Raw genomic sequence first — 20483 nt, 5'->3', positions numbered from 1 at the left:
CGTCATCACAAATTTTAGACATAAAAAAACCTCTGCTAAATCTAGCAGAGGTTATAAAAAGTGGTACCAGCGGCCGGACTCGAACCGGCACTCCTTTCGGAAGGGGATTTTGAATCCCCCATGTCTACCAATTTCATCACGCTGGCATCATTTTTCTTTAACCTTCTAAACACGAGAAGATAAAGAAAAACCACTTTAGAGCTTAGGATTATTTATGTGCCTTCGTCTCTATGCCAAGCATTATACAAACAATAGGGTTAGCAGCAAGCCTTTTATTACATAAGCATGATCAACCGCTTAACATTTAGGCAACTCTTAACATTTAAAAAAATTAAAGCGTCATGTAAATAAAGCACTTTAAAAATACAGATATTATTTAAACCAATAGTTAAATGATACCAACATACTATAGCGCTTAGTATTTTTGCGCTTTTTTGCTAAACTAGCCACACATTAACAGTGAGAGTATTTTTATGTCGGGTGAGTTTCCACGTGCTGGTTTTTGGCGCCGTTTTGCGTCGCTAATATACGACTCTTTAGTCGTCATTTCATTATCTATGCTAACCGCTATTTTGTACTTTGCTGCAATTCAAGTTTTAATTTCTACGGGCCTTATTGAGCAAACCGAAGGTCAAGACCCTGCTGCATTTATAGAGAATTCACCTTTACTAGATGGCATTCGCAGTGCGTTGTTTGTGGGCGTTAATGTTATATTTTTTAGTTACTTTTGGACCAAAAGCGGTCAAACAATTGGTATGCGAGCATGGCGATTAAGAGTACAAACCAACGATGGCAATTTAATTAGTTGGTCGCAATCTGTTATTCGCTGCATGGGCGCGTTACTTGGTTTAGGTAACTTAGTTGTGTTAGTTGATTTTAAAAACAAAAAAGCCTTACAAGATTACTTATCTAAAACAGAGGTTGTTGCTCTTTCAAAAGAAGAGAACAAACGTATATACCGCGAGCTCGATTAATGTTTATACACTAATAAAACATCTAAAAACAAAAAAGGGTGACTTACTAGTCACCCTTTTTTGTTTTTAGATGTAATCGCTTAAACCCGTTTATTCATTAAGTAGGTCGCAAAGCCTATAAAAATAACACTAGGCAGTACAGCGCCAATTATGGCAGGTATTTGGTAAACCATTACCACGGGACCAAATATCTCGTTTGTTAAATGAAACACAATGCCTGTTACAACACCCATAATTATTCGTGCGCCCATAGTTACAGTACGTAACGGACCAAATATAAAAGAGAGCGCAACCAGTAACATAACCGCAACCGACACGGGCTGCATAAACTTTCGCCAAAGAGCAAGGTCATAGGTACTGGTATCTTGTTCATTTTGCTCTAAGTAGCTTAAGTACGACCATAACCCTGTAAACGAAAGCGACTCAGGCTTTACAGATACAACGCCTAACTTTTCAGCGGTTAGTTGCGATGGGTAAAACTCTTCTGGGTGTAGTTCAGTCGTAATTAACTCATCCGTAATAATTACTTTGTTTACATCACGTAAAAGCCATCCATCTTTTCGGCTAATTGCCTCTTTAGCTTTAGTAATTTGAGTAAGTTCAAGTGAGCTATCAAAATAGTACATGTGCAAACCGTTAAGCTTACCGCTTTCATCCACATCTTCTATATTTATGAAGTTATTTCCATCTTTCGCCCAAACCCCTTTTTGTGCGCTAAACACATCTCCGCCATGTATAGCTTGGTTTCGCATTTCTTTTGCACGTAACTGTGCCTCTGGTGCTCCCCATTCGCCAAGCGCCATCATACAAATGGCCATAAACATGGCGGTTTTCATCACCGAGCCAATAATTTGCAACCGCGACATACCCGCTGCTTGCATAACCACTAATTCACTATTTGAAGCAAGCGCACCAAGCCCTGTTAAGCCCCCAATGAGCGCAGCCATAGGGAAAAACACCACTAAATCACCAGGAATACTGTACAGCGTATACAGCATGGCGGTAATCAAATCGTAACTACCACGCCCTACCGATTTTAACTGTTCAATAAATTTAATTAGGGTACTGATGCCAACTAAAACCAACAAAGCAAAGCCTGTTGTTTGTAAGATGCTGCGGCCTAAATACCAGTCGAGTGTTTTCATCATGAGCTTAACTCCCGCTTAGTGACAACAGCTTTAAGCAAAGCGCCTATTGGGCGGCCTTTAATAATTAATAAGCCACCAATAAATAAGGCACTCAAGTGAATCCACCAAAGCCCAATTGACGGCGGTATTTTGCCATCTTCTATCGCGAATTTTGCGGCATTTAATAAAATAAAATACCCAAGATACAAACTTATAGCGGGTACCAATTTAGCAAATTTGCCTTGGCGAGGATTAACCACACTTAACGGCACTGCTAGTAAAGTAAGCAGCGGAATAGAAAGAGGAATAGCGATACGCCACTGCCATTGAGCAATAGACTCAGGCGTATTAATAGCAAGCAACTGATTAGTCGGCACAGCTTCTAACTTACGGCGTTGATGCTCTATTTCTTGTTCACGAATTTGCACACTGTAGCCATCAAACTCAGTAAGGTTTAATGCTGGTGTTGTTGCGTCGGTTTCGTACCGTTTTCCATCGGTTAACACTAACTGTTGCTCACCGTTTTGCGCTTCAATTACCACGCCTTGCTCTGCGTATACTAGTCGAGCTAATTCATCGTTATCACTATTTGGTAGCTGTGCAACAAACACTTTGTTTAGCTCTTTGCCACCATTTTCAATATTATGAATAAACACCACGGCTTTTTCGTTCCCTGTCTCTTGAAAACGACCGGCTCTTAATGCTGACAGCCCAGCGTCAGCTTTAGCTTGTTCTTTTAATTGATACTCTTGCTCACTGGCCCAGGGTGCTAGGTACATAGTTAATGCGCCAGCCAAAAGCGCTAAACCTGCGCTTGATATTAAAGTTACACGCACTACATACCATTCACTCACACCACACGCTTTTAATACCGTCATTTCGCTGTCGGCGTAAATACGGCTGTACGCTAAAATAATGCCTAAAAATATACTCAATGGAAGAATTAACGAGGCAAGTTGTGGTAACTTTAACGCAATCATCGACAGCACTAATTGAGCAGGAATGCTTCCCTCTGATGCGTCACCTAAAATAACCACCAGCTTTTGTGATAAAAAAATGGTCATTAAAGTTAAAAATACGGCGACCTGCGATTTTAAAACCTCAGCGGTCAAATAACGAAAAATAAGCAATGCTCGCCCCTGTTAAACTTAGTATTTCACTACAATAGTGAGTGTCGAATAGTTAAATAGCTATTTTGCACAGTTTATACCGACAAATAGGCTATTATTATAAGCCATCAAAATTAATTATCCTACCTAAGTGCAAGATATAATGTTGCATTAGTAGCCCTTAAGCATATAAAGTTCAATTACACAGTAAGAGTCGGTAAAAATCAGCTAAAATGAGTATTATCTCTACATAAGCTTAGCTACTAAGACTAGAAAATATTATTTTTGGCCTTATTTATTAGCTTAAATGACTCACAACCAGGAGCAACAATGGAATTTAGCGTAAAAAGTGGTAGCCCAGAAAAACAACGCAGCGCATGTATTGTCGTTGGCGTGTACGAACCACGCAGGTTATCCCCCATTGGTGAACAACTCGATAAAATCAGTGATGGTTATATTTCAAATTTACTTCGCCGTGGCGACCTAGAGGGTAAACCTGGCCAAGTTTTATTATTGCACCATGTCCCTAACGTGTTAAGCGAGCGTATTTTGCTTGTAGGTTGCGGTAAAGAGCGCGAGCTTGATGACAAGCAATACAAACAAATTATCTCTAAAACAATAAATACCCTAAACGATACAGGCTCAATGGAAGCGGTATGCTTTTTAACAGAGCAACACGTAAAAGGCAGAGATACTTATTGGAAAGTACGCCAAGCCGTAGAAACAACGCAAGATTGCTTATACACGTTTAATCAACTTAAAAGTAAAAAAGTAGACCCGCGTCGCCCACTTCGTAAAATTGTATTTAACGTACCCACGCGCCGCGAACTCACTATTGGTGAAAGTGCGATTGAGCACGGTTTAGCTATCGCTGCTGGCAGCAAGTTGTGTAAAGACGTTGCCAACATGCCACCCAATATTTGCAACCCTGCGTATTTAGGCGAACAAGCGCAAGAGCTTGCTACTAATTTTGATAACATCACCGTTGATATTATTGGCGAAGAAAAAATGGCAGAGCTTGGTATGAACTCATACTTAGCGGTTGGCCGTGGTAGTGATAACGAATCTGTTATGTCGGTTATTAACTACAAAGGTGCAAGCGACGAGCAAGCGCCAATTGTGTTAGTTGGTAAAGGTTTAACCTTTGACTCCGGCGGTATTTCAATTAAACCTGGCGAAGCCATGGATGAAATGAAGTACGATATGGGTGGTGCTGCAGGTGTTATAGGTGCAATGCGCGCTTTAGCACAAATGCAATTACCTATAAACGTAATAGGTATTTTAGCTGGTTGTGAAAACATGCCAAGTTCAAATGCTTACCGACCAGGTGATATTTTAACAACGATGTCGGGGCAAACGGTTGAAGTACTTAATACCGATGCTGAAGGTCGTTTAGTATTATGCGATGCGTTAACCTACGTGGAGCGTTTTGACCCAGATACCGTCATAGATGTAGCCACCCTTACAGGTGCATGTATTGTTGCATTAGGTGCTCATGCAACAGGTTTGCTTGCAAACCATAACCCCCTTGCCCACGACTTATTGAAAGCGTCTGAGCAAAGTGGCGATCGTGCATGGCAGCTACCACTGTGGGACGATTATCAAGACCAACTAGAAAGCCCATTTGCTGATTTTACTAACTTAGGTGGGCGCGCGGCAGGCACAATTACAGCGGCGTGTTTTTTATCTAAGTTCACCAAAAAATATAATTGGGCGCATTTAGATGTAGCGGGTACTGCATGGCGAAGTGGTGCAAATAAAGGCGCAACAGGACGCCCTGTTCCTATGCTAACTCAGTATTTATTGAACAGAGCGGGTGTAAGCGAAGCAGCACACGATTAATTACCTGTTTAGTTCAAAATAAGGCGCCACTAGGCGCCTTATTTATTTGTGTATTAATTGAAGCAAACCCCGTTATATGGCAAAATCTGCCTCTTAATTTATGTGTATTAATCTAGTACACATTCAATGCCATGGGAAAGCCCGATACAATGAACATGAACGCTAAATTTTTCGTTCTAAAGCAACAAGATGAGTCTAAAGCCCAGGCTGATGATCATTTTGCTTTGGCTGCACAAATAGCGGCCGATCAGTATCGTAATGGGCAACGTGTATTTATTTGTGTAAACGATAACGATACAGCCTGTGCCATTGATGAAATTATTTGGGCATTCGACCCAGACAGTTTTGTACCACACAATTTACAAGGTGAAGGCCCTAAAGGCGGAGCCCCTGTTGAAATTGGTATTACGCCACCTGTTGGCAACCGAAAAGTTTTAATAAACTTGGCCACTCAGCTACCTGATTACATTCGCCGATTTAACCAAGTTTTTGATTTTGTCCCCGTAGAACCTGTTGCTAAACAAGCAGCCCGCGAGCGTTTTAAAAAGCTACGCCAACTCGGTGCCAATCTCACCACGCAAGATATTAATAGCTAGCCACTCAGGCAAACTAACCAACTAATTTAAGTACTTATTTAAGGTTCTGTGTAATGGATAAAACCTACAATCCGCAAGATATTGAACAGTCTCTATATCAAGACTGGGAACAAAAAGGCTACTTTAAGCCATCTGGCCAAGGCGTGCCGTATTCTATTATGATCCCGCCGCCAAATGTCACGGGTAGCTTACACATGGGCCACGCTTTCCAAGATACAATAATGGATACCCTTACGCGTTTTAAACGTATGCAAGGTAACAACACATTATGGCAAGTAGGTACTGACCACGCAGGTATTGCAACACAAATGTTGGTTGAGCGTAAACTGCACGCTGAAGAAGGTAAAACACGCCACGATTTAGGCCGTGAAGATTTTATTAATAAAATCTGGGAGTGGAAAAACGAATCGGGCGGCACAATCACTAAACAGCTTCGTCGTCTTGGCGCATCAGTTGATTGGGACCGTGAACGTTTTACGATGGACGATGGTTTATCTGAAGCGGTTAAAGAGGTATTTGTTCGCCTTCATAAAGAAAACCTAATTTACCGTGGTAAACGCCTAGTAAACTGGGATCCAAAATTACACACTGCTATTTCTGATCTTGAAGTTGAAAACAAAGACAAACAAGGCCACATGTGGAACTTACGTTACCCACTAGCCGATGGCGTTAAAACACAAGACGGTAAAGACTACATTGTAGTCGCAACTACGCGCCCAGAAACTATGCTAGGCGACTCAGGTGTTGCAGTAAACCCAGATGACGAGCGCTACACAGATTTAATTGGTAAAGACATTTTATTACCTATCGTTAATCGCCGTATTACCATTGTTGCTGATGAACACGCCGATAAAGATAAAGGCACAGGTTGTGTAAAAATAACCCCAGCTCACGACTTTAACGATAACGAAGTTGGTAAGCGTCACAAAATGCCAATGATCAATATTTTCGATAAAGACGCCGCTATTTTAACGCAAGGTGAAACTTACACCTTTGACGGCAAAGAGCTTGAGCTTGATGCGCCAATTCCAGCGCGTTTTCATGGGCTTGATCGTTTTGCAGCGCGTAAAGCGATTGTGGCTGAATTTGAAGAACTTGGCCTACTTGAAAAAATTGAAGATCACGGCCTAACTGTTCCTTACGGTGACCGCTCTGGTGTGGTTATTGAGCCACTACTTACAGACCAATGGTATGTACGTGTTGCGCCACTTGCAGAACCTGCTAAAGATGCAGTTAAAAACGGCGACATTCAATTTGTGCCTAAGCAATACGAAAATATGTACTTTTCGTGGATGAACGACGTACAAGATTGGTGTATATCACGTCAGCTTTGGTGGGGTCACCGTATTCCAGCTTGGTACGACAGCGAAGGCAACGTATACGTTGGTCGCGACGAAGCGGAAGTTCGCCGCGATAACAACATTGCAGATAGCGTAGCACTTAGCCAAGACGAAGACGTACTTGATACATGGTTCTCGTCAGCGCTTTGGACATTCTCAACGCAAGGCTGGCCAGAAAACACCGATGATTTAAAAACCTTCCACCCGTCTGACGTGTTAGTAACAGGTTTTGATATTATTTTCTTCTGGGTTGCGCGTATGATCATGATGACGCTGCACTTTATAAAAGATGAAAATGGTAAACCACAAGTGCCGTTTAAAACAGTGTATGTTACTGGCCTAATACGTGACGACAACGGCGATAAAATGTCTAAGTCAAAAGGTAACGTACTTGACCCGCTAGACATGATTGACGGCATTGAACTTGAAGACTTAGTACAAAAACGTACTGGCAACATGATGCAGCCAAAACTTGCCGCTAAAATTGAAAAAGACACGCGCAAAGTATTTGCAAATGGTATTGAAGCTCACGGTACCGATGCGCTTCGCTTTACCCTTGCAGCAATGGCATCTACCGGTCGTGATATAAACTGGGACATGAACCGCCTTGAAGGTTACCGAAACTTCTGTAATAAACTATGGAACGCGAGCCGTTACGTATTAATGAACACAGAAGAGCAAGACTGTGGTTTTGCAAACGATGCACAAAAAGAGTACTCGCTAGCTGATCGTTGGATTTTAGGCCAATATGAAGCCACCGTTAAAACGTACACTGAGCACCTTGATAACTACCGCTTTGATTTAGCCGCTAATACACTTTACGAATTCACTTGGAACCAGTTCTGTGATTGGTACTTAGAGCTAACTAAGCCCGTATTATTTAAAGGCAGTGAAGCACAGCAGCGCGGTACACGTAATACACTCATTACAGTACTAGAAAGCCTACTACGCTTAATGCACCCAATGATGCCATACATCACAGAAACGATTTGGCAACGCGTTGCACCACTTGCAGGCCTTGAAACAGCGGGCACTAGCATTATGGTACAAGGCTTCCCTGTTTATAATGAAGCAAGCGTTGATGCCAAAGCGATGGAAGACTTAGAGTGGGTTAAGCAATTCATTTTAGCTATTCGTAACATTCGTGGTGAAATGGATATTAGCCCAAGCAAGCCACTGAGCGTATTACTTGCCAATGCATCAAGCGAAGATGTGCGCCGTATTGAAGAAAATAAATCGTTCTTGGCATCATTGGCTAAGCTTGAAGAGTTTACAATGCTTGAAAATAAAGACGACGCACCAGCGTGTGCAACCTCTTATGTTGGCAACCTAGAAATTATGATCCCAATGGCGGGCTTAATTGATGTTGAAGCAGAGCTTGCACGTATCAACAAGCAACTCGAAAAAGCAGAAAAAGGCCTAGCGCAAGTGCAAAACAAACTCGCTAACGAAAAGTTTGTAAACAATGCACCAGAAGCTGTTCTTGCAAAAGAAAACGCTAAGTTAGCTGAATTCACCGATGCTAAAACTAAGCTGCTTGAGCAAAAAACGAAGATTGAAAGCTTATAATTTTAGTCACATACCTGCTAAAGCAATTTAGCAGGCATTAAAAAGCCGCTCACTTTAATTAAAGTGAGCGGCTTTTTTGTGCCTAATGACTAAGCTAAAGGCACTTCTACATTAAAACGTGTAGTTGTACTGCGCGCCAATAAGCGTAGCATGACCTTTAGATTCAAAAGACCACTGCGAGCCTAAGTTATCTTTTTCAGTGTAGTTTTGTGTTTTACCACGAATAATACTCACGCCTAAATCAACGTTTGAGTTTTTATCGATGATGTAGTTACCACCAAAAGAGAACCAAAAGCGGTCAGTGTCTGGAATCGAGATTGATAAATGCTGTTGTGATACAGGCGACTCGTCAAACGCAATACCTGCACGTAACAATAGGTTTTCGTTGTACTGGTAGTCAGTACCTACTGAGTAACGAAGTGCATCAGAGAAATCTTCTGTTTTTTCAAATGCACTAAACTTATCACCCGTTGGTGCTGTTACTTGTGCTTCCAATGAATCAAAGCTGCTCCAGCCAGTCCACAATACGCTGTAGTGCAAGCCTAATTTTTCGTCTAACTGATGTGAACCAGAAAACTCAGCAATAGCAGGTAGCGTTATTTCAACCGAACCTGGAAGTTCAAGTTGTCCGTCTAATCCACCAGGAATAAATGCAGAAGGAAGCTCGTTTGAGTATTCACCTTCAAACGTGATGTCAGTTTCTGTACGGTAGTTAAAACCAAAACGGCTGTTTTCGTCTAATTGGTACATTAAACCAACATTTAAGCCGTAACCAATATCATCACCTTCAAGGTTTACTGCATCTGTTGAAGCGGGGATTGGTAAAGCTGAAGCACCAAACTTGCGAATAATTTTAGCTTCTGCATAAATTGCATTTAAGCCAATACCAAAGCTGAACTGCTCGCTTACTTTATAGGCAACGCTTGCGTTCATATTTACGGTTACAATTTCTGTTTCACCGGCAATTTGACCTGCCGCGTAGTCGTCATCAAATTTTGTTGCTAAACCAAAGTTAGCAAATGCGCCAAAACCAACTGATACTCTGTCGTTTACTGGCATAGTGAAATAAGTTGCTGGAATAACGGCGCTAGGCGCAATGCTGTCGTCATCTAATGCATTCGGGTCGATACCATTGTTTGTACCAGTGCCCTCAAGGCTAACATCTGGAACAACGGCTATAGCAGCAACACTTAGTTGCTTATCTTTAAATAAAGTCATTAAAGCAGGGTTACGTGCAACAACAGACGCGTCGTCTGCGATAGATGCTTCACCAGCATAAGCACGGCCTAAACCTGATGCGTTTTGCTCAGCTAATTGAAACGCAGCTGCAAAAGAGTCAGCTGAAACAAATGCAAGCGAGGCTGCGATAAGCGTTTTAGAAAATTTCATTGTTGTGTCCTTAACCAAACTCACTGTTTGGGTAGCTATGTGTGTTGTTACTTATATTCAAAACCCGGCTACACTACATTAATTTTTAGAAAAAAACTTCATGATCACACCAAAAACACCTAAAAAACACGTTTTTTAACTACATTTTAACAACTATTTAAAACTCATCGGACAAGAAATATGTTATTAGAGCAATTACTCTAAATGTAATTAATTATCATTTAGATTGACATGAATTACGCCGCATTTTAAACTCTTTTTAAAATAACCAACGGGTTAAAACTGTGCTGATTGTTCTAATTATGGTGGGTCTCATTTTTTGTGGAGCCAGTGTATTTTTCTTTTATAAGGCAAATTACTGCGCGTGCACACAGGCCGGACAATGCGACAACCCTGTTAATCGTTACTGGCTAGGCGCTATGTTAAATGCTGTTGTATCGCTCATATTTTGCTGCACAGCTTTACATGTAGAGCTTGGCACTTTGTTGTGGTTGGTACTAATGGGAAGTTGCTTTTTAGGCGCGTTTATATCAGCTCAGGCAAACCAAAAGCGCCGATGTATTAAGGCTAAACGAGCAGATGATCTTTTAACAAACGAGATAAGTTAATTTGATAATCCATGGGCTTTACACTCGCTAAAATTTTAAGCTCTTGGTTGTCGGTACTCAAATCTATATCTTTAGGCGTTACGTGATGATTATGCTTTGCATTATAAAATAATTTAACTTTTGGCTTAATAGGGTTTTGGGTATTTCCCTCTAACACGATTGCTAAACGCTCGTTAGTTAATTTAACAATACTTCCCACAGGGTGGACACCTAAACACTTTATAAAGCGCTGCACTAACTCAGCATCAAATAACTTGTTACTAGCCAATAAGTAACGTAGTGCATTAATAGGCTCATCGCCTTCTTTGTATAGCTTATCAGCGGTCATCGCATCATATACATCAACAATAGCCATAATACGCGCAGCACGACTGAGCTTTTGATCACTTACACCTCTGGGGTAACCTGAGCCATCTAATCGCTCATGATGATTTACTATCATGTCTAACATGAGTGGCGTTACACCCTCTTCCTCTTTTGCTAATATCAACCCTTGAGATACATGCTTTTTTACCGCGCTCATTTCAAATTCGGTCAGCTTAGAGGGTTTTGATAGTATACCTTGTGGTATTTTAGCTTGGCCTAAATCATGGAGTAATGCGCCCATTGCCAATTGTTGAACAACCCCTTGCTTGTAACCTAAGTACTTAGCAAACACGGCGGTAAAAATGGCACAATTGATCATATGTCGCCAGTTATAATTGTGCTTGTCTTTTACGCGCGTAAGTATGGTCATAGCGTTGGTATTTCGAAAAACGGAGCTAACTATCTCACCGGCTATTTCATCAAGTACTTTTACATTAACGGCCATGCCTGCGGTTATATCTCCATATAGCGACTTTAATTTTTTACTATGGCGCTCGTAACCTTCACTGGCTGCAGCAAACTCTTGCTCAAGCGTTATACTTGCAGGTGTATTTACGAGTTTTGATTTATCCTTGGCAGGCTTTGCCTTTGTTTGATCACTTAGTTTTGTAGACGCTAAATTTTTATTTTTTACAGGGGACTTGGAAGTTGGCTTGTACTTAGCGGGGATGGCTACATCGCCTTTAGTAAAATCAATTAATAGCTCAAGCACGCCTTCTGTAGCTAAACGTTTTATAATCGATTTTTCACGAACCAAACCACTGGTTTTAATTTTTATTCCATTAACACCTTCATGTTGCTTAGTTACGCTATCGACATACATGCCGGGAACAAGTTCAGTGATAGGTAGAGTAATAAGCATAAAGGTATTTGAAATAGGTAATTAAACACCATTGATAGCATTTTACACCTGTACAAGTCTAACATTTGTTTCATTTACGTTAATAAATGACTATAAAGGATTGCTTATCACTCACTTAAAAAAGTACATTTAAATAAATTTACCACGCTATTAATTAGGTGGCTTTAATCTAGTTGCTCGAAGCTAATTATTTTAATAGTTCCTCTATTGGCTGTGGTTTATGTACAGCATAACCCTGCGCGTAATCTACGCCCATTTCTAATAGAGTTTGCTTAATTCGTGAAGTTTCGACAAACTCAGCAATAGTTTTCATACCCATAACGTGGCCAATCTCATTTATTGATTTCACCATTGCATGATCAATCGGATCAACCTCAATATCTTTTACAAAAATCCCATCTATTTTAAGATAATCAACTTTGAGGTTCTTCAAATATCCAAATGATGATAAACCACTTCCAAAGTCATCAAGTGCAAAACAGCACCCTAGCACCTTTAGTTGGGAAATAAACTTACTGGCAAGTTCTAGGTTTGAAATGGCGGCTGTTTCGGTTATTTCAAAACAGATCTTTTCACTATGCTCACCCAAAAGGGTAAGTTGCTCTGTAACAAATATTAAAAAGTCCTCATTAGTAAGTGACTGTCCTGAAAGGTTAATAGACAAGAAGTTAACCCCTTTGAGAAAGTTAGGGTTATTTAGAATCATCTTAAATGCGTTTTCAATCATCCAACTATCTACTTTAACAATCAGTTGATAGCGCTCTGCAGGAGGTAAGAAAGCACCCGGAGGAATTATACCTCCCTGATCATCGACCATGCGCAATAGCAATTCATAATGTTTATTTTTATCGCAAGCGAGTGGCTCAATTAATTGTGCGTATATTTTAAAGCGGTTTTCATCTATTGCATCTTGAACTCTATTTACCCACTGCATCTCGCCTTGGCGCACTGCGAGCTCTTCGTCATCATCATAATGAACATGGATTCTATTTCGTCCCTTCTCCTTTGCTATATAACAAGCAACATCAGCTAACTTTAGCACCTCTGTAAAATCCACATATTTATCGGTAATTTGGATCAACCCCATGCTTACACCTATACGAAAGCTGCGACCTTCCCAAACAAATCTATAATCCTCAATTTCTTTTTGAATTAGGCTAGTTACACGATGGGCGTTATCAAATGAGCAGTTTTCCATCAATACAGCAAACTCATCCCCCCCGAGGCGTGCTACCACATCTGTTTTTCTTACTACTTTTTGCAATAAAGAACCGAGCTGACGAAGTAATTCATCGCCAGCTAAATGACCACAGGTGTCATTCACTACTTTAAATTGATCAAGGTCCATATAACATAAAGCATGATCAACTCGTTTTTCAGCAGCTACTGACAATAAAAGCTCAACGCGACGCTTAAACTCTCTTCTATTTGCTAAACCAGTGAGTGAATCATGAGATGATTGGTAGCTGAGTTTTTCTTCTGATTTTTTTCTTGCTGTAATATCTACATGAGTGCCCACTAAACGAGTAATTTCACCTTCCTCACTTTCAACAACAAAAGCACGAGACAAAATATTTACATAGCTACCATTTTTATGGCGCATTCTAAACTCAGCTTCATAGTGCTTAGTTTTAGATTCCATAAACGAATGGATTTTAGCAACTGCTGGAGCTAGATCGTCAGGGTGAACAAGCCTTTCCCATGTAGCAAAACTATTTGTAAGCTCGTCTTCTTTATACCCCAACATCGATTTCCATCGCGGTGAGTAATACATTTTTTCGTTAGCAATATCCCAATCCCAAAGTCCATCATTAGCGCCCTTCATGGCTAAACTTAACCGCTCTGTGTTTACTGAGGCTTTTTGTTTTTCGAGTATGAGATCGTTTTTTTGCTGTTCTAAAGAAAGGGTTAATTCAGTAATGATATTAGATAGCTCACCTATTTGGCTATTTTCATACTCAAGTTCAGTAATATCATAAAAAATATTTAACGTAATACTGGCATCCCCATTTTTTAAAGGAACGGCACTGCCAAGTACAGTACGTTTACACCCGTCTTTGCACTGTATAGTTAGCTGCATTGGCACAAAGCGAGTATTCATTTTTTTTGCATCGTTTAATTTTTTGTGCCACAAGTTCATCACACAGTCGCGATAATGGCTATTAGGAAGTACTATGCCCCACCATTCATCTAATGTGGGTATATCGCTTGCTCTATAACCAAACATATTAACGAACGTATCATTAGCATGGACAATAGTGTTATGAGCGTCATTCAATACAAATGGGACAGGGGAAGAGTTAAATATATGTATAAATAAATCATTACAACAGGCGTTTTTTTCTAGCTCAGATATTTTGGCATCTGCCTTTGCCAGATCAAATTTAAGCTGCTCAATACTATCCATTCACTGTGTTTCCCAAAAGTACGAATGTATTAATACACCTTTGTTCTATTGATGTATTTGAGTAACACAAACACAACGCACCAATGGCATAATTAGATATCTATCATAATCAAAACAATAGGCAGTAAAGTCTATTTAAGCAAGGTGGTTAATAATTAGAAAGGGAGTAAAACACAGGTAAGTTTTTGGCCTAGTTAAATCAAATGGCGCTCTCGGTAGGGATCGAACCTACAACTTAGCCTCCGGAGGGCCACGTGATATCCATTTCACCACGAGAGCACATTTGCTGCCGCCACATCAACTCGCGATATCAATGTGTTAGCATGCGCTAATGATAAAGCCATCTTTACACAAATGCTAGCGACATTAGTTTATATGATTACTAATTAGGCACTTTTGAATAAAACATGTGACTATTTTATAAAAACGCGTTATTTATTAATATTCGATAAAAATAGTTACGCTTTAGCAACATTTTAACTATCATTGTCACAGTAATGAAAATATTTAAAAGAGGAATTAATAATGAGTTTGATGTCTACGGAGCAAGTTGCAGAATTTTTAGGTGTAAAAGAAGAGCGCGTAAAACGTCTTGCACGTGAAAGTTTATTAATCGCTAAGTCAGAAGATGAAAACGGCGAACCGCAGTTTGATGCAGATGAAGTAGCAAAATATAAAGAGTTAGCAGCGCGTTTTGGTGGCCTTTAAAAGCCACATGCTGCAATAAGTTTTAGCAGCTGCGCGCGTAATTTTTTTGCTGGAGCTCTTATGTCGCGCTGCTCATACCAACCAATACTTAAAACCAAAAATAACAGCTTATAACAATTAAGCTTATCGGTTGATGTTACAAACCCTACCTGTTTATCTTTATATTTAGCGTAACTATTTAATAACGCATCATCATTATTTTTATTTAGCTCAAAGCTAACACTTAGCGCCGCTAAATCAAAATACACGTCGTTAGTTTTAGCGTACTCAAAATCAATTAAGTAGCTGCCTGACTCATTCACTATTAAATTATCTTTAATTAAATCGTTGTGGCAAAAACCAAGCTCGATAGGCATGGCCGTAATAAAGTTAACCGCTGCACTAATTAGCTGCTGATGCTCCAAATACACTGGTGAACATTTATAACAGCTTAGCTCTTGGGCTATGTTCATTGGCTCAGTGCTAACTGAGTAAGCATGGACAGTAGCAAGTTTTTTAATCACGTCGTCGATTGATAGACTATTTGCGGTACTACCGTCAAAGTAATTAAACACAGCCAGTTGATTTTGTTTATCAAGCCATACAGGGGAAGGGCATATATTTGACGCACTCAAGCGACGCTGTGCCTCTAAGGCATATTCTGGCCAATGGTCTTTGTAACGCTTTAATAAATACTTCTCTTGAGTCGTATTTATTAACACATTTTCGTTACTTAAACCTTGTGATAAAGGCACGCATGAAATAACGCTACTTGGTGCTATAAACGCACGGCATTTGTTTATAAGTGCATTGTAATCACTCATAAATTAAAGCTGTGCGAGTGGCTTAGCTTGGCTTTGCTCGTATTCTTCATACCAGGTTTTAAATCCCCACCCTGCCATAATGGTGTAAAACACAAAAAGCGCTAATGTTGGGTAGTAGCCTTTTTCGTAATATAAATACATAGACGCTGCGTCTATGACTATCCAATACAACCAGTTTTCAAGGATTTTTTTGGCAACTAAGTAAGTCGTCACAACGGCAAAACAGGTTGTAAAGCTATCGAGGTAGGCAAAATCAGCATGTGTATAGTTAGTCATAAAATACCCAATGCCTGTTGCCGCAATAGAGGTAAGTATGATTAAAAGCGCATGACGTTCCATAGACCAAGAACTAATACTCAGGTTGTTATTATTAGCTTTGCCTTTTCGCCACACAACCCAGCCAAATACAGCCATATACATGTAATAAAAGTTGAGTAATGACTCCATTAGCAATGCGCCATTCCAATACATAATAGTATAAATTAGCGTACTAAAAAACGCAGCAGGCCAGCACCACAGGCTTTCTTTTATCGCCAACAATAAATAAGCAATTGATAACACAACCGCAATATATTCCCAGTGCGACATGGCAGTAAAACCGCTTAACGTTTTTGTTATAAATTCCATAGTGTGCTGTTACCGTTAAATTGTGGCGAAAAAACTACTGAGGCGATAAATCGCCAGACAAAAACTTACACACAAAAATAGCTTTGCCAAACTCTTCGTATGAACGTTTAATTTCGGTATTGAGTACTTGCATCACTAAATCATAATCGCCAAAAATTTGTGTCGATAGTGTATTAGTAATCACTTTTAAACCATCGTATTCGTTTAATCGATCAATAAAGCCTTTGATAAAAGGAATGTAATCTTGGTGAAGTGGGTACTTACTAATCTCTACTGATAATTTCATTATTAACCCTATGGTTTGAGTGCCTAGTTATATCGTGTCATTCAATGCTAGAGCCGCTACTAAATACAGTGTAAAATCGCTTTAATACTCAATTACAATGAGCGTAATATGGCACGCAGAATAACCTATAAATTTAAAAACCAACCGCGCGAAATAAATTTTGCTAAAGATAAATACCACGACATGTATCAAGCAATTGCTGCTGCCGAAGGCATTGATTTAACGAATTACTTAAGCATGGTACAGCAAATAGAAATGACCTCTAAAGGGTCAGCTTCTGTTCGTAACTTTCGTGATCAAGAATTTGCCCGCATGGGCTTTAGTGATATTTACTTTATTAAAGAGTAATTATCACTATCTAATTATGGCTGATACTCATAACTTACGCGCGGTGTAATATTACACAAAAGTTCGTAAGGAATGGTATCGGCACACTGTGCTATTTCTTCTACTGGTAGCTCTGGGCCCCACATTGTGACTCTGTCGCCTACTTTTATGTCGTGCTCGTTTTGGCCTATGTCTACGCTAATCATATCCATTGCCACACTACCTACAATACCATAGCGCTGCTTGCCAATAACCACTGGTGTACCCTCTTTTGCATGTCGCGGGTAACCGTCACCATATCCCATAGCAACCACAGCTAATTGAGTCGCTTTATCGCTTTTCCAACGCCCACCATATCCTACGGCCTCGTTAGCTGGAACATGGCGCACTGCTATAACACGTGTCGTTAAACGCATAACGGGTTTAAGCTGGTGCTGCTCACCCAATGCGTTTGCCATAGGTGATACCCCATATAACATTAAACCAGGGCGTACCCAATCGCCATGAGCATTCGGCCAAGCAATAATGCCCGCCGAGTTAGATAAGCAATGTGCTTGGTTAATATTATTTACTAGGCAGTCAAACTGTGAAATTTGCTGTGCTGTCTTGGTGTTATTGATATCGTCCGCGCATGCAAAGTGGGTCATTAAATTAACGGTGTTATTGGCATTGGGTGTTTTTTGCAGGCGCTTATAAAATTCATCAAACTGCTCTGGGGCAATACCCAGGCGATGCATGCCGGTATTTACTTTAAGCCAGCACAATAAAGGCGCTTCAAGCTCAGCCTCTTCCAAAGCGGCAAGCTGATACTCATCATGAATAATAGTTTGAAAGTTATTGGCCAATAAAATAGGTAAATCGTCTTTATTAAAAAAGCCTTCAAGTAACACAATCGGTTTTGTTAATCCGCCAGCTCGAAGCGCTAAAGCTTCATCTATACGTGCTACTGCAAATGCGTCTGCATCATTTAAATGTTGGGCAATTTTAACCAAACCATGGCCATACGCATTGGCTTTTAATACCGCCATAACTTTACTGTTTGGTGCAAAACGCTTTACCTGCGCTAAATTATGCGCAAGTGCCGTTAAATTAATTTCAGCAGTAGCTAAGCGCATTAATACTCGTCATCCATCGCAGGACCTGCGTAGTTATCAAAGCGAGAAAACTGCCCTTGAAACGTCAAGCGCACTTTACCAATTGGACCATTACGCTGTTTACCTATGATGATTTCGGCGATGCCTTTTTCAGTACTGTCTTCGTTGTAGACTTCATCACGGTATATAAACATGATTAAATCGGCATCCTGCTCTATCGAGCCAGATTCACGTAAATCTGAGTTAATTGGGCGTTTATCAGCACGTTGCTCAAGCGTACGGTTTAGCTGCGAAAGCGCAACAACCGGGCATTTTAATTCTTTTGCTAGTGACTTAAGAGAGCGTGAAATTTCTGCTATTTCAAGGGTTCTGTTATCCGATAAGCTCGGCACACGCATAAGCTGAAGGTAATCAACCATGATCATACTGATACCACCATGATCGCGCGCAATACGACGTGCACGTGAGCGAACATCGGTAGGTGTTAACCCTGATGCATCATCAACGTACATTTTACCTTTTTCCATCAACAAGCCCATGGTTGATGAAAGACGCGCCCAATCATCATCGTCTAGCTGACCAGTACGTACCTTAGTTTGGTTAATACGACCAAGTGATGCCAGCATCCTCATCATGATTTGCTCAGAGGGCATCTCTAATGAGTAAATAAGCACAGGCTTGTCTTGTGTCATTGCCGCATGCTCTGCAAGGTTCATCGCAAAGGTGGTTTTACCCATTGAAGGACGTGCTGCAACAATAATTAAATCTGAAGGCTGTAAGCCTGTGGTCATTTTATCTAAGTCAGCATAGCCGGTACTTACGCCTGTTACACCATCTTGCGGAGATTGGTATAGCTCTTCTATTTTATCAACAGTTTTTTCGAGTATGTTGTGTATGCTTTGCGGACCTTCGGTGCTTTTTGAACGCTGCTCAGCAATTTTAAATACTTTACTCTCGGCAAAATCTAATAAGTCATGGCTTGTGCGCCCTTCGGTATTAAAACCGGCCTCGGCTATTTCATTTGCTACACCAATCATTTCACGCACAACCGCACGCTCTCGCACAATATTAGCGTATGCATCGATATTAGCGGCACTCGGTGTATTTTTGGCTATTTCGGCTAAGTAAGCAAAACCACCAATTCCTGCCAGTTTATTATTTTTTTCAAGGCTTTCAGAAATCGTAATTAAATCGATTGGATCACCCAACTCTGCAAGCTCTGTCATTGCTTCAAAAATAAGCTTGTGCGTACGAGTATAAAAATCTTGAGATACAACAAGTTCGGCTACGCGGTCATATGCTTGGTTATCAAGCATTAAGCCACCTAAAACAGATTGTTCAGCTTCTATTGAATGGGGAGGAACTTTAAGGGTATCGACTTGCTTATCTGGTTTGGCCATAACTTCACAGTACTAAAATTGAATGGCTCTATTCTATCGACTTGCCGGGGTTGTGCAAATAGCAAAGCAGGAAATCTTTTCCTGCTTTTTGTAACTCAAAAGTTTACGATTTACTTTTTAAGCTCAATACGGCCACTTATAGTATCCATTTCAACGTCTGCATTGCCGCCATTAATAACAAACTCAAGCTCACTGGCTGGGCCATATTTGGCTTTTTTTACTTTGTCATCGCTAAGCTCATTAATAATTTTGCCATTGGCATGGGCTTCAATCTCAAATTTAGCCGATACATTAGTAGGGAAGAAAAACTCTGCATCGCCACTTACTGATTCGAAACGTACATCTGCACTGTCCAGTAGCTCACCAATACGAACTTCGGCTTCACCATTTACAGTATTAATACGTAATTTTTTGATACTACCTAGCTTAAAGTTTATGTCACCGTTCACATTTTCAAGACGAACATCGCTCGCGCTTGATGACGACTTAATATCACCATTTACAGCGCTAAAGCGTAACTCACCACTAGACTGTTCATCATTTATTTCGCCATTTACCGTTTCAAATTGAATATTACCACTCAGATTTTGTGCATTCACATCACCGTTAACGCTGGTTAGCCTAATATTACCTGCTAAATTTTGTGCGGTAATTTCACCATTAACCACATTTACTTCTGCACCATTTTTAAGTGCTTTAGCTATCACCGATACATTAACACCACGAAAGTCTAATGCGCTGCTATGCGGCATAAAAATAGTTAGTTTAGAGCCATCGCCATTACTGCCCCAGCCCATTTTACGTGGCATTTTCACAACAAAATATGTATTGTCGCCTCTTGTTTCGAGCTCAAAACCTTCTGCCTTATCGTCAAGCTCGCCCACTACTTTAAACTCGCTTTTATCCCAACCAGCAATACTTACATCACCACGCTGATTCTCAATAAAAACAGTACCCTCTTTTGGCACCTCTATTTGTTTATCAATTTTTTCTCCTGCAAGTACAGCAAGTGGAAATAAGCTTAATCCTAGTAAAATTGCTTTCATGTT

General features: G+C 40.3%; 18 protein-coding genes and 2 tRNA genes. 7 read left to right on the top strand and 13 right to left on the bottom strand.

All coding sequences use genetic code 11. The annotated features are described in order from the left end of the window. Positions 1-61 precede the first annotated feature (61 nt). Positions 62-146: transfer RNA gene (locus R0J88_RS17510), tRNA-Leu, on the bottom strand. Between the two features lie 327 nt (positions 147-473). On the opposite strand from R0J88_RS17510, the gene R0J88_RS17505 reads away from it, so the two are divergent. Further along, positions 474-974, top strand: coding sequence for an RDD family protein (locus R0J88_RS17505; protein ID WP_006793701.1), 501 nt, complete (start codon positions 474-476; stop codon positions 972-974). 80 nt (positions 975-1054) lie between these two features. Here the strand turns inward: R0J88_RS17505 and lptG are convergent, their stop codons facing one another. After that, a complete protein-coding gene (gene lptG / locus R0J88_RS17500; protein ID WP_008131921.1) occupies positions 1055-2122 on the bottom strand; it encodes an LPS export ABC transporter permease LptG in 1068 nt (355 codons plus the stop codon). After that, entirely contained in the window at positions 2119-3231 is a 1113-nt protein-coding gene (gene lptF, locus R0J88_RS17495) for an LPS export ABC transporter permease LptF (RefSeq protein WP_006793703.1), read from the bottom strand. Before lptF ends, lptG begins: the two co-directional genes overlap by 4 nt. A 309-nt stretch (positions 3232-3540) precedes the next feature. Here lptF and pepA point away from each other — a divergent pair, with 309 nt between their 5' ends. The 3 genes from pepA (at position 3541) to R0J88_RS17480 (ending at position 8557) form a co-directional block, all read left to right on the top strand. Then, positions 3541-5052, top strand: a complete 1512-nt coding sequence (pepA, locus tag R0J88_RS17490; RefSeq protein ID WP_010557831.1) for a leucyl aminopeptidase — start codon at positions 3541-3543, stop codon at positions 5050-5052. A gap of 149 nt (positions 5053-5201) precedes the next feature. After that, entirely contained in the window at positions 5202-5648 is a 447-nt protein-coding gene (locus tag R0J88_RS17485) for a DNA polymerase III subunit chi (protein ID WP_006793705.1), read from the top strand. A 53-nt stretch (positions 5649-5701) separates the two neighbouring features. Continuing rightward, the gene (locus tag R0J88_RS17480; protein WP_010557833.1) at positions 5702-8557 is read left to right on the top strand and encodes a valine--tRNA ligase; all 2856 of its coding nucleotides are present in this window, start codon (positions 5702-5704) and stop codon (positions 8555-8557) included. A 111-nt stretch (positions 8558-8668) separates the two neighbouring features. Here R0J88_RS17480 and R0J88_RS17475 read toward each other — a convergent pair whose 3' ends face one another. Then, on the bottom strand, positions 8669-9946 hold the full coding sequence (locus R0J88_RS17475) for an outer membrane protein transport protein (protein WP_039038442.1): 1278 nt from the start codon (positions 9944-9946) through the stop codon (positions 8669-8671). Between the two features lie 284 nt (positions 9947-10230). Here R0J88_RS17475 and R0J88_RS17470 point away from each other — a divergent pair, with 284 nt between their 5' ends. Next, the gene (locus R0J88_RS17470; protein ID WP_074210155.1) at positions 10231-10554 is read left to right on the top strand and encodes a hypothetical protein; all 324 of its coding nucleotides are present in this window, start codon (positions 10231-10233) and stop codon (positions 10552-10554) included. Here the strand turns inward: R0J88_RS17470 and R0J88_RS17465 are convergent. The 3 genes from R0J88_RS17465 to R0J88_RS17455 all read right to left on the bottom strand — a co-directional run bounded on the left by R0J88_RS17465 (position 10514) and on the right by R0J88_RS17455 (position 14468). Then, positions 10514-11782 (bottom strand): HD-GYP domain-containing protein, encoded by a 1269-nt coding sequence (locus R0J88_RS17465; RefSeq protein ID WP_058430227.1) that lies wholly within the window; start codon positions 11780-11782, stop codon positions 10514-10516. The two genes, R0J88_RS17470 and R0J88_RS17465, sit on opposite strands and share 41 nt — an antisense overlap. Before the next feature lie 187 nt (positions 11783-11969). Further along, positions 11970-14189 (bottom strand): EAL domain-containing protein, encoded by a 2220-nt coding sequence (locus R0J88_RS17460; RefSeq protein ID WP_410900551.1) that lies wholly within the window; start codon positions 14187-14189, stop codon positions 11970-11972. Between the two features lie 204 nt (positions 14190-14393). Further along, positions 14394-14468: transfer RNA gene (locus R0J88_RS17455), tRNA-Arg, on the bottom strand. Between the two features lie 246 nt (positions 14469-14714). Here R0J88_RS17455 and R0J88_RS17450 point away from each other — a divergent pair. After that, positions 14715-14897 (top strand): hypothetical protein, encoded by a 183-nt coding sequence (locus R0J88_RS17450; RefSeq protein WP_006793710.1) that lies wholly within the window; start codon positions 14715-14717, stop codon positions 14895-14897. Here R0J88_RS17450 and R0J88_RS17445 read toward each other — a convergent pair. Genes R0J88_RS17445 through R0J88_RS17435 form a run of 3 tightly spaced genes read right to left on the bottom strand, consistent with a single transcriptional unit; the run spans position 14894 to position 16613 of the window. Next, positions 14894-15700 (bottom strand): phosphotransferase, encoded by an 807-nt coding sequence (locus R0J88_RS17445; protein ID WP_341219489.1) that lies wholly within the window; start codon positions 15698-15700, stop codon positions 14894-14896. The genes R0J88_RS17450 and R0J88_RS17445 overlap by 4 nt on opposite strands. 3 nt (positions 15701-15703) lie before the next feature. After that, positions 15704-16327 carry a nicotinamide riboside transporter PnuC gene (gene pnuC, locus R0J88_RS17440; RefSeq protein WP_008131932.1) on the bottom strand — a complete coding sequence of 208 codons (624 nt, stop codon included), beginning with the start codon at positions 16325-16327 and terminating at the stop codon, positions 15704-15706. Positions 16328-16361: 34 nt separating this feature from the next. Beyond that, positions 16362-16613, bottom strand: coding sequence for a YkoF family thiamine/hydroxymethylpyrimidine-binding protein (locus R0J88_RS17435; protein WP_006793713.1), 252 nt, complete (start codon positions 16611-16613; stop codon positions 16362-16364). A 108-nt stretch (positions 16614-16721) separates the two neighbouring features. Here R0J88_RS17435 and R0J88_RS17430 point away from each other — a divergent pair, with 108 nt between their 5' ends. Further along, a complete protein-coding gene (locus R0J88_RS17430; RefSeq protein ID WP_006793714.1) occupies positions 16722-16961 on the top strand; it encodes a DUF2960 domain-containing protein in 240 nt (79 codons plus the stop codon). Between the two features lie 14 nt (positions 16962-16975). On the opposite strand, the gene alr is transcribed toward R0J88_RS17430, so the two are convergent. The 3 genes from alr to R0J88_RS17415 all read right to left on the bottom strand — a co-directional run bounded on the left by alr (position 16976) and on the right by R0J88_RS17415 (position 20480). Continuing rightward, entirely contained in the window at positions 16976-18055 is a 1080-nt protein-coding gene (alr, locus tag R0J88_RS17425; protein WP_410900550.1) for an alanine racemase, read from the bottom strand. After that, positions 18055-19434 carry a replicative DNA helicase gene (gene dnaB / locus R0J88_RS17420; protein ID WP_006793716.1) on the bottom strand — a complete coding sequence of 460 codons (1380 nt, stop codon included), beginning with the start codon at positions 19432-19434 and terminating at the stop codon, positions 18055-18057. The genes alr and dnaB overlap by 1 nt, the downstream gene beginning before the upstream one ends. 110 nt (positions 19435-19544) lie before the next feature. Beyond that, positions 19545-20480: a DUF4097 family beta strand repeat-containing protein gene (locus tag R0J88_RS17415; protein ID WP_410900549.1), complete on the bottom strand. Its 936-nt coding sequence runs from the start codon at positions 20478-20480 to the stop codon at positions 19545-19547. Positions 20481-20483: the final 3 nt, after the last annotated feature.

The sequence above is a fragment of the Pseudoalteromonas sp. SIMBA_162 genome, assembly GCF_046535955.1.
Taxonomy (GTDB): Bacteria; Pseudomonadota; Gammaproteobacteria; order Enterobacterales; family Alteromonadaceae; genus Pseudoalteromonas; species Pseudoalteromonas marina.
Note: the sequence above shows the minus strand (reverse complement) of the source record. Positions and strands in the feature narration are given on the sequence as shown.